This window comes from Acidiferrobacteraceae bacterium, assembly GCA_037388825.1.
GTDB lineage: Bacteria > Pseudomonadota > Gammaproteobacteria > Acidiferrobacterales > JAJDNE01 > JARRJV01.
Genome location: JARRJV010000072.1, coordinates 1 through 8,343 on the forward strand (window position 1 = coordinate 1; position 8,343 = coordinate 8,343).

Below are 8,343 nucleotides of genomic sequence, written 5' to 3' on the forward strand. Positions count from 1 at the left end.
CCGGGCGCCCGGCTCCCCGGGCGCCAACATCTTGTCTGCATTCACCAGCGGACGCGGCGCGGTCTCCACGGGCTCCGGAGTGTGCTTGTACCAGCTGGCCCACATCCACAAGCCGATATTGGCCAGCAACAGGGCGCCCAACAGCCACTTCAGCATTCATCCTCCGCCACGGCCAGGCCGCGCAACACCAGATCCGGTATGGACACCGATTCAAATCCAAACAGGGAATTCAGGGCGGGGGCATTGCCTCCGGTCAATACCACCCGCATGTCCGCTCCCAGGACGTTTCTGCATTCGGTCACGAGCCTTTCGACCGCACCGGCCAGACCGTACAGTGTTCCGGCGGCAACGGCGTCGGCGGTGCTCCGCGCAACACAATCGTCGGCGTCGCCCGCTGCACTTCCTGCACCGGCCGTCCCTGCGGACAAGCCTGATCGCAGCAACGTGAGACCCGGGAAAATCGTTCCGCCCAGAAACTCTCCATCTGCCGCCAACGCGTCCACGGTCACTGCAGTGCCGCCATCGACCACACAGAGTGGACCCCCGATCTCGTTATGGGCGCCAATAAGGGCGGCCCAGCGATCTGGGCCAAGAGTCTCGGGATTGCGGTATCCGTTGCGCACCCCGGCACAGGAGGCACTTGCATGAAACATCGCAGTCGCTTTCCCCCACAGACCCCGGGTCACAGTTTCGATGATTTGCGGGATTTCCACGCCCGCGACACTGCAGACCACAACACGCTCGGGTTCCGGCAGCGAAACCCAGGCATCCCGCAAGACCCCGTCCAGTTCCGCGGGCGTGTACTCGCAGGCGACATGGTTGAGCCAGGCACCCTTCTTCTCGCGAGTGGCCCACTTGAGACGGCTGTTACCCACATCGACGAAGAGCCTCATTCACCCGCCCGCAAACTGATATCGCCGGAGTGAAATACATGGGTCTGGCCACTGGCGTCGCGAACCACCAAGGCGCCGCGATCGTCGATGCCTTCCACCTTGCCCTCCACCACACTATCGTTCTGAATCACCCGTACGGGCCTGTTTGCATACTGATGCAGCTCCAGCCAATCCTCGCGACAACCGGCGAGGCCCTCGCGCGCAAACCCTTCAAACATCGCCTGCAATTCCAGAAACAGCGTTGCAACGAGCTTGTTGCGATCGATAGAGCGACCGAGAATCTCCTCCATATCGACCCAGGGCTGCTCGATGCGCCCTGCCTCCGCTTCATCCATCTTCGCGTTCAGACCCAGCCCCAGGACAACCTGGGATGGCCCCGCGGCTTCTCCCTGCACATCCAGAAGGAGGCCCGCCAGCTTGCGCCCGTTCCAGACCACGTCGTTGGGCCACTTCAGGCCTGCCCCCTGAATTCCCGCTTGCTGCAAGGCGCGAATCACTGCGACACCGGCGGCAAGACTGATCCCGGTGATTGCGGCGGGCCCGGCCTCCAGACGCCAGGCCATGGACAACATAATATTGCGAAAAGGCGTCGCCACCCATTCACGTCCGCGCCGGCCACGACCCCGGGACTGGACCTCGGCAACACAGACCGCCCCGTGCCGGCGATCCGGCGCAAGACCCAGGAGATAGGTGCTGGTGGAATCGATCTCCGGCGCGATATGCAGACGCTCGGCCATGGCCTCGGCGGCGCCACCGAGCTGTGTCAGAATCTTGTCCTTCGACAGCAGATCCAGCGGCGCGTCCAGACGATAGCCACGACCAGGTACACAGTGGATCGCGAGACCGCTTGCGCGCAGTCCGTGAATGCCCTTGTGCACGGCGGCACGGGTGATACCCAGGGCTTCGCCGAGTTCGGGGCCGGAATGAAAACCGCCGTCCGCAAGGCGGCGCAGGATTGAAGACCGTGTTGACACGCCGGGCATTGTAGCAGGCCTTGAGTACCCGCAAGACAGGACAAATGGCGACAAACCCGTATGAATCCCGCTATACCGGTTCGCGGCTGCCACAACCGGCACACTACTTCCCCCCGTCCCGGGGAGTCTATGAGGTAGGTCCCGGGTTTTCCGCCTTCGGAACCGATTTCGGAAACGGCGGCGCGGACCGGCGGGTTTTCCAGCTGGACGCCGACTACATGCGCTACCGCGCGGAAAAGGAAACAAGCCGGAAGGAAAATCTGGATAAATATTATCGAATCGACCGCTTTCGCGTGGATCAGGGAAATGCCATTGCGCGGTTCATGATTCGCCACCTGACGCTTGACTATCCCGAGTGGTTCCGGCAACACAAGCATCAGGGTTCAACCATCCTTCACTGCTCGCTCAGCGGCGAGCGACTGCGGTTCGATTCCGACATGGTCCTGCTGGATTTTGAACCCGGGCCGAACGATGTTGAGCCCGAGTATGTCTCCGCGCTGGATGCCCTCGCCGGCCAGATCCAGGAAGACGTCGCGGTGATCAGCCGCGATGTCTCGGGGCAACATTGGGTCTGCGCCTTGCACGTATGCCTTCCGAACTACTGGTCGATTGAGGAGAAGATCGGCCGCGAGTTCTCCGTCGTACATGAACCCGTTGCTGGAATGGATCGTGTTTCGCAACGGGGCGATGTCATGGTCGCGGCAATGATTGACAAGGGCCCCTATGTCCGCTTCGGCTGGGGACTGGCCACCGATGCCCGACTCAATCACCACCCGGTTCCGCCGCCCGGCATGGACCCGCTGGAATGGCACGGGCGTCGCTTCGACCCAACACAGCCCGCGCTCTATCTGCGCGTCGAACGCCAGATCACCTGGGGTTTTCCGGATGTATCCGCCGGACTGTTTCTGATTCGTACCTACATCACGGATCTGCGCGGCATTGAGGCCGGCCAGCGCATGCGCCTGGCCAGCGCAGTGGAGTCCATGACCGACGCGCAGTTGCGCTACAAAGGACTGGATCGTGACCGCAACTCGATCCTGGCCTGGCTACGTCGCTAGACACCTGATCTTGCCGCGACCCGGGTCCCTTGCTTGCGCCCATCCGGGCGCTTACTTAATATGATCGGGAAACCCTCCGCGGAATCCGCCATGGCGACGCTCCCCGAAAGAGTCCAACAGATCGTACAGTCCCACGCCAAACTCATACACGCCGTGGTCCACGCATGCCAGAACCGGGACAGCGCCGGGGAACTCGAACCTCTGCTCGAAGTGGCGGCCGCCAATGGCTGGACCGATCTCGTCGCCGCCATTCGCCGCATCCTCGGTGGCGACCGCAACGTCTCCATGCTCCAGGGACTGGACGAAGAAGACAGCACCATCGTCGAAGCGATCCTGCGCGGCCTTCAGGACCCGAGTACGCTGCCGGACCTGTCGCAAACCGCGGACCCCGGCATGGCGGCGCCCGGGCTCGCCTATATGATCCATTCCGCCAGCACGGGTGACACCAACGCCCTGCAGATGGTCGCCACCATGGCGGAACAAATGAGCCAGGCGGGCGGTGAAATGGGGCGCCTGGGTGCCGCGATAAGCCGCATTATGCAGGGCGAAACCGACCCGGAACAGTTGTGCGAAGGTATGGACACGCGCGGCGAAAAACTGGTCCTCGACATCATTACCGAGCTGAATCGCCTGCGGACACACTGAAATTGGTGCTATAAGAATAGAATACCGAACGGGGGGATCGAAGAATGGATCAGGTTTCGCGGAGCGCTTCCGGCGCAAAGGCACGCGTTCTGGTGGTCGACGACTCGCGCGTAATGCGCAAGGCGATTGAGCGTGTCCTGAGCTCGGAGTACGAACTGGTTGAGGCCGGCGATGGAGAGGCCGGCTGGGACGCCCTGCGCTCAGGCGACGATATCCGTGTCGTAATCAGCGACGTACAGATGCCCATCCTGGACGGCTACGGAATGATATGCCGTATCCGTGCCGCGGACGACACGCGCGTCAGCGACATTCCCATCATCGTTATCACCGGCGCCGATGACGAGATCACGAAGGAGCGGGCCTACGCCTGTGGTGCCAACGACTTCATCGCCAAGCCCATCGATTCGACGCAGTTGCTCGTCGCGGTTCGCAACCACACTGGCAGCGAACTCAGCAGCCAGGTGGACGGCGCGGGGGTGGATCCACTCACACAGATTGCCAATCGCGAATCCTTCCTCGAAGCAGGGCGCCGCATGCTGGTGGAGACGCAAACGAGCGGTGACCTCTTGTCGCTCATCCGCCTGGATGTAGACAACTTCGATTCCATGCGATCGGCCTACGGGGATGATGTTGCGGACCAGATCCTGATCTGGACTTCGAAGATTCTGCTGGAAAAAATCCGCAAACAGGATTCCATTGGCCAACTGGGTCGCTCGCAGTTCGCGATTCTGACCTCCTCCGCGGGGCGGGTAGAGGCAGCCGTCCTGTGCGACCGAATCCGCGCCGCCGTGTCGGCAGGCTCGTACAAGCACGAAGGCAAGACCGTACCCGTCACCCTGAGCATCGGTCTTGTCACCGCGGGACACGACCCGGCCGGTACCCTGGAGGAACTCATCGATCTGGCCAGCCAGCGTGTGGCCGTCGCTCGCTCGCGCGGAGGCAATCAATTGATCGCTGGCGACAATGAACAGGCCGGGGCCATTGAGGAAGCCGTGATCGAGGAGCCGGATCTCGAAACCGCGCTGCAGATCGTGGCCGGCCTCAAGAGTGGCAATTTTGATCCCTACGCCATCAACCTGGCGCAAAAGGTCCTGCCCCTGCTGGAATACTGCGACGAAAAATTCCAATTGGCCATGGACCGCGAGATCGCCGCGATTCGTGCGCGCCTGGCGGGTGCCTAGGCTCCCTCTCCGGCAAGCAATTCGACCGCCGCTGCGCGCAGCATCTCACGTGGAACGGCACCGGTAATCCGCCTCGCTCCGAAGAAGAACGTCGGTGTACCCCCGACGCCAAGCTCGATGGCATTCGCGAGATTCCGGGTCAGCACAGCTTCAATCGCTGAATCTTCCCAAGCCGCCTGTATGGTTTCGGCCGACATGCCGGCGGACTGCGCCAGCTCGCGGAGCACGGCCTCGCTGCCGATATCCTCTCCCTTTGAAAAGTACGCGTCGAAAAGGTCAGCACTGAGCCGGTAGAAAACCTCGGCTCCATCCCGCTTTGCCGCTTCCGCGAGACACAAGGCGCGATGGGAATTGGCGACGCTTTCCCGCCTTTGAAATGCCAGATCCTCGGAGGCGGCCAGTTCCGCCAGGGCATCCTCCATCATCTGTCGCTGTTCCTCGCTGTAGCCGTAGTTGGAGAATTTTCCACCGTCAACAGGTGTATCGGGATGAATTTCGATAAATCGCCAGTTCACCTTGAGATCATATTCGTCGCGCAGGGTTTGCAGCCGCCGGAAGCCGATATAGCAGAACGGGCAGATGAAGTCGGAAAAAACAGTGGCGCGGAGTTCCGGTCGGTCAGCGCTCATATGTGGCTAAACTCCATCAGCATTCGTATAGATACGTAGACCCTGATGCCGCAAGGCGGTTCCGCAATCCCGAGATCAGCTACCGCGCTGCACGTACAACAGTATCTGATAGGCGGCAAACCCGGCCAACAGGACAAAACCCTTCCATCGGGTGATTCGGCCTGGCTTTCCATAGCCGTTGGACGCAAAGAACAGCGCCACGGTCATACCCACCATGACCGGGATGTCACGTTCCAACACGATTGGCTCAATGGCAAAAGGGTGGATCACCGCCGGGAGACCGATTACGGCCAACATATTGAACATGTTTGAGCCAAGGATGTTTCCAACGGCAATGTCATGCTCTTTCTTCACTGCGCTCATGATGGATGTCGCCATTTCTGGCAGGCTGGTTCCCAGGGCGACGATGGTCAGCCCGATCACCAGGTTGCTGACACCAAGGGCTCGCGCCAGGCCGACGGCGCCCCAGACCACGCCCTCCGAGCTGAGCAACATGACCCCGAGCCCAAGCAGCAACCACATGAGCGCCGCCAGATTTGACAGGCGCTCCGGGACTTCTCCCGAATACTCGACCAGCATCAGATCGGATCGGCGCGAGCGAATGCCCAGCTGAATCAGCCAGTACACCATGATTGCGAGGGATATGAGCAGGATTACGCCATCAAGTCGACCCAGGTATTCGTTCAACATCAACAGGATGACAAGCAACATGATGACAAACAGAACCGGGAACTCGCGCCGCAGGGTTGCCGAGGTCACTGACAGGGGCATGATCAGGGCCGTTGCCCCGATTACGAGACCGATATTGGCAATGTTTGAACCGATCGCATTGCCCACACCCAGGGCCGGATTCGACTGCACCGCTGCGAGGGTAGAAATCAGGATTTCCGGGGCCGATGTTCCAAAACCGACAATCGTCAAGCCAATGATCAATGGCGGCACACCCAGGTTCCGGGCAATGGCCGCGGCACCGTAGACAAACCGGTCAGCTGACCAGACCAGAAAAACGAATCCTGTAATGACGGCGAGTAGCTGCAGATACATGATCAGCCCGTTCGGGTCCGCGAATGGGACAGACCCTCTGCTGGAATGATCTATTTACAGGATTCAACCGGCGACAGAAAGTGCCGGGGCGCGGGCGGCACGTAAACTACTTTGCCGGGAGTCGCACGGTCATGGAAATGGGGAGGTGATCCGAAAGCGGGTAGTTCAGGACCTTCACCTCTTCCACCTCCAGCGAAGGGGTCACCAGGATGTGATCGATATTGCGGAACGGACGCCAGCTCGGGAAGGTATGGAGGTTCTCCAGCGGCTCCACCAGATTGGAGTGCTCGAGCAACCACAACATCTCCTCACTCTCCGGCTGACAGTTCATGTCCCCCATGACGACAACATGGCGGAAATCCTGAACCAGGTCCCGAACGAACTCGAGCTGCCGCATACGGGCGCGGCGGCTGAGCGCGAGATGCAGAATGACCAGGACAAGGGGATCGGCATCGGTCTCGAACTGTACGGTCAGGGCACCACGACCGGGGATGACACCAGGCAGGCTGTGTTCGCTGACGTCCGAGGCATCGAACCGGGTCAAAAGACCCATGCTGTGCTGGGCGATCTTTCCGAGATTGCGATTGGTGCGGTCATACCAGTACGGGAAATGGGCCCGGACGGCAAGATATTCAGTCTGGTTGATGAATCCGCTGCGCAGGCTCCCGGCATCGACCTCCTGCAGCCCGACCAGGTCGTAATCGTGCACGAGACGCGCGATTCGATTCAGGTTGTCGATCCGCTCGCCGTGGGGCAACAGGTGTTTCCAGCTATGGGTGAAGTAGTGATGGTAACGCCGGGTAGCGATCCCCGTTTGGATATTGTAGGAAAGCAGGCGAATCTGCTGGCCCGACTCCAGTCTGCGTCCGTCGCCGGTGACATTTTCCCGCAATCGGGATTCGGAAAGCTTCATCGCGTCGATTGGATCGGTTACCAAAGCCTGCATAGTATTGCTTGTGTTATGTTGCGGCAAAATATTTATGCTCCCGATACCCGTCTACTACATATAGACGGCGAATTGCTGTCCCGCAACTACCCCTTTCTTGGGGTCGCCCCCGGTCCAAATCAACATTTGCCGGCTCTGCGAAAAGGCCAAAAAGAAACCCCGCAACTCGGAGAGCTACCGTGTGTCGGGAAAAGAACCTGGCCGTTGCCCTGACCCCCCGGGCCGGTGGGTCGGCTACTCGCAATGAACCCGTTAGGGAGGCAGCCTACTTTCGGTAGTAATCAGGACACTGCCAGACCTACTCAACGTGAAAGCCAAAAAAGAAACCCCGCAACTCGGTGAGCTACGGGGTTTCGGGATAAGAACCTGGCAGTGTCCTACTTTCACATGGGGAGGCCCCACACTATCATCGGCGCTGAGCGTTTTCACTTCCGAGTTCGGGATGAGATCGGGTGGTTCCCACTCGCTATGGCCGCCAGGCAAACTGTTTGCCGCCCAGCTGTCGCTGCGCAGCAATAATCGGATTCGAAATCAAGACGGTATCTGACAACGACCACACCCGCTGATCGTGCCTGAATCAGGCCTCTTGGGTGTTATATGGTCAAGCCTCACGGGCAATTAGTACTGGTTAGCTTCATGCGTTGCCGCACTTCCACACCCAGCCTATCAACGTCGTAGTCTCCGACGACCCTTCAGGGAGCTCGAAGCTCCAGGGAGACCTAATCTTGAGAAGGGCTTCCCGCTTAGATGCTTTCAGCGGTTATCCCGTCCGTACATAGCTACCCGGCAGTGCCATTGGCATGACAACCGGAACACCAGAGGTACGTCCACTCCGGTCCTCTCGTACTAGGAGCAGCATCTCTCAAGTCTCCAGCGCCCACGGCAGATAGGGACCAAACTGTCTCACGACGTTCTAAACCCAGCTCGCGTACCACTTTAAATGGCGAACAGCCATACCCTTGGGACCGGCTAC

Annotated in this window: 8 protein-coding genes and 2 rRNA genes; 3 read left to right on the plus strand and 7 right to left on the minus strand. The window is 60.1% G+C overall.

The annotated features are described in order from the left end of the window. Positions 1-149 precede the first annotated feature (149 nt). Together P8X48_11110 and birA are read right to left on the minus strand one after the other, a co-directional pair. Complete coding sequence (locus P8X48_11110) at positions 150-893, minus strand: type III pantothenate kinase (protein MEJ2107853.1); 744 nt, start codon at positions 891-893, stop codon at positions 150-152. Further along, the gene (gene birA / locus P8X48_11115) at positions 890-1,867 is read right to left on the minus strand and encodes a bifunctional biotin--[acetyl-CoA-carboxylase] ligase/biotin operon repressor BirA (GenBank protein ID MEJ2107854.1); all 978 of its coding nucleotides are present in this window, start codon (positions 1,865-1,867) and stop codon (positions 890-892) included. Before birA ends, P8X48_11110 begins: the two co-directional genes overlap by 4 nt. A 44-nt stretch (positions 1,868-1,911) precedes the next feature. Between birA and P8X48_11120 the strand changes: the two genes are divergently transcribed. The 3 genes from P8X48_11120 to P8X48_11130 all read left to right on the plus strand — a co-directional run bounded on the left by P8X48_11120 (position 1,912) and on the right by P8X48_11130 (position 4,751). Beyond that, a complete protein-coding gene (locus tag P8X48_11120; GenBank protein ID MEJ2107855.1) occupies positions 1,912-2,925 on the plus strand; it encodes a DUF3445 domain-containing protein in 1,014 nt (337 codons plus the stop codon). A 90-nt stretch (positions 2,926-3,015) separates the two neighbouring features. After that, positions 3,016-3,570 carry a hypothetical protein gene (locus tag P8X48_11125; protein ID MEJ2107856.1) on the plus strand — a complete coding sequence of 185 codons (555 nt, stop codon included), beginning with the start codon at positions 3,016-3,018 and terminating at the stop codon, positions 3,568-3,570. 44 nt (positions 3,571-3,614) lie between these two features. Next, entirely contained in the window at positions 3,615-4,751 is a 1,137-nt protein-coding gene (locus P8X48_11130) for a diguanylate cyclase (protein ID MEJ2107857.1), read from the plus strand. Here the strand turns inward: P8X48_11130 and P8X48_11135 are convergent. From P8X48_11135 to P8X48_11155, 5 genes are all read right to left on the minus strand, one after another. Then, the gene (locus tag P8X48_11135) at positions 4,748-5,380 is read right to left on the minus strand and encodes a DsbA family protein (protein ID MEJ2107858.1); all 633 of its coding nucleotides are present in this window, start codon (positions 5,378-5,380) and stop codon (positions 4,748-4,750) included. The genes P8X48_11130 and P8X48_11135 overlap by 4 nt on opposite strands. A gap of 75 nt (positions 5,381-5,455) precedes the next feature. Continuing rightward, the gene (locus P8X48_11140; GenBank protein MEJ2107859.1) at positions 5,456-6,424 is read right to left on the minus strand and encodes a calcium/sodium antiporter; all 969 of its coding nucleotides are present in this window, start codon (positions 6,422-6,424) and stop codon (positions 5,456-5,458) included. Between the two features lie 106 nt (positions 6,425-6,530). Further along, complete coding sequence (locus tag P8X48_11145; protein MEJ2107860.1) at positions 6,531-7,370, minus strand: endonuclease/exonuclease/phosphatase family protein; 840 nt, start codon at positions 7,368-7,370, stop codon at positions 6,531-6,533. Between the two features lie 364 nt (positions 7,371-7,734). Beyond that, positions 7,735-7,850: ribosomal RNA gene (gene rrf, locus P8X48_11150) — 5S ribosomal RNA — on the minus strand. Positions 7,851-7,967: 117 nt separating this feature from the next. Next, positions 7,968-8,343: ribosomal RNA gene (locus P8X48_11155) — 23S ribosomal RNA — on the minus strand; the annotation flags it as partial.

Excerpts from the sequence above, each read along its gene's own strand:
- P8X48_11110 (MEJ2107853.1), bottom strand. The coding sequence starts at position 893 with ATGAGGCTCTTCGTCGATGTGGGTAACAGCCGTCTCAAGTGGGCCACT.
- P8X48_11120 (MEJ2107855.1), top strand. The coding sequence starts at position 1,912 with ATGGCGACAAACCCGTATGAATCCCGCTATACCGGTTCGCGGCTGCCA.
- P8X48_11125 (MEJ2107856.1), top strand. The coding sequence starts at position 3,016 with ATGGCGACGCTCCCCGAAAGAGTCCAACAGATCGTACAGTCCCACGCC.
- P8X48_11130 (MEJ2107857.1), top strand. The coding sequence starts at position 3,615 with ATGGATCAGGTTTCGCGGAGCGCTTCCGGCGCAAAGGCACGCGTTCTG.
- P8X48_11135 (MEJ2107858.1), bottom strand. The coding sequence starts at position 5,380 with ATGAGCGCTGACCGACCGGAACTCCGCGCCACTGTTTTTTCCGACTTC.
- P8X48_11140 (MEJ2107859.1), bottom strand. The coding sequence starts at position 6,424 with ATGTATCTGCAGCTACTCGCCGTCATTACAGGATTCGTTTTTCTGGTC.
- P8X48_11145 (MEJ2107860.1), bottom strand. The coding sequence starts at position 7,370 with ATGCAGGCTTTGGTAACCGATCCAATCGACGCGATGAAGCTTTCCGAA.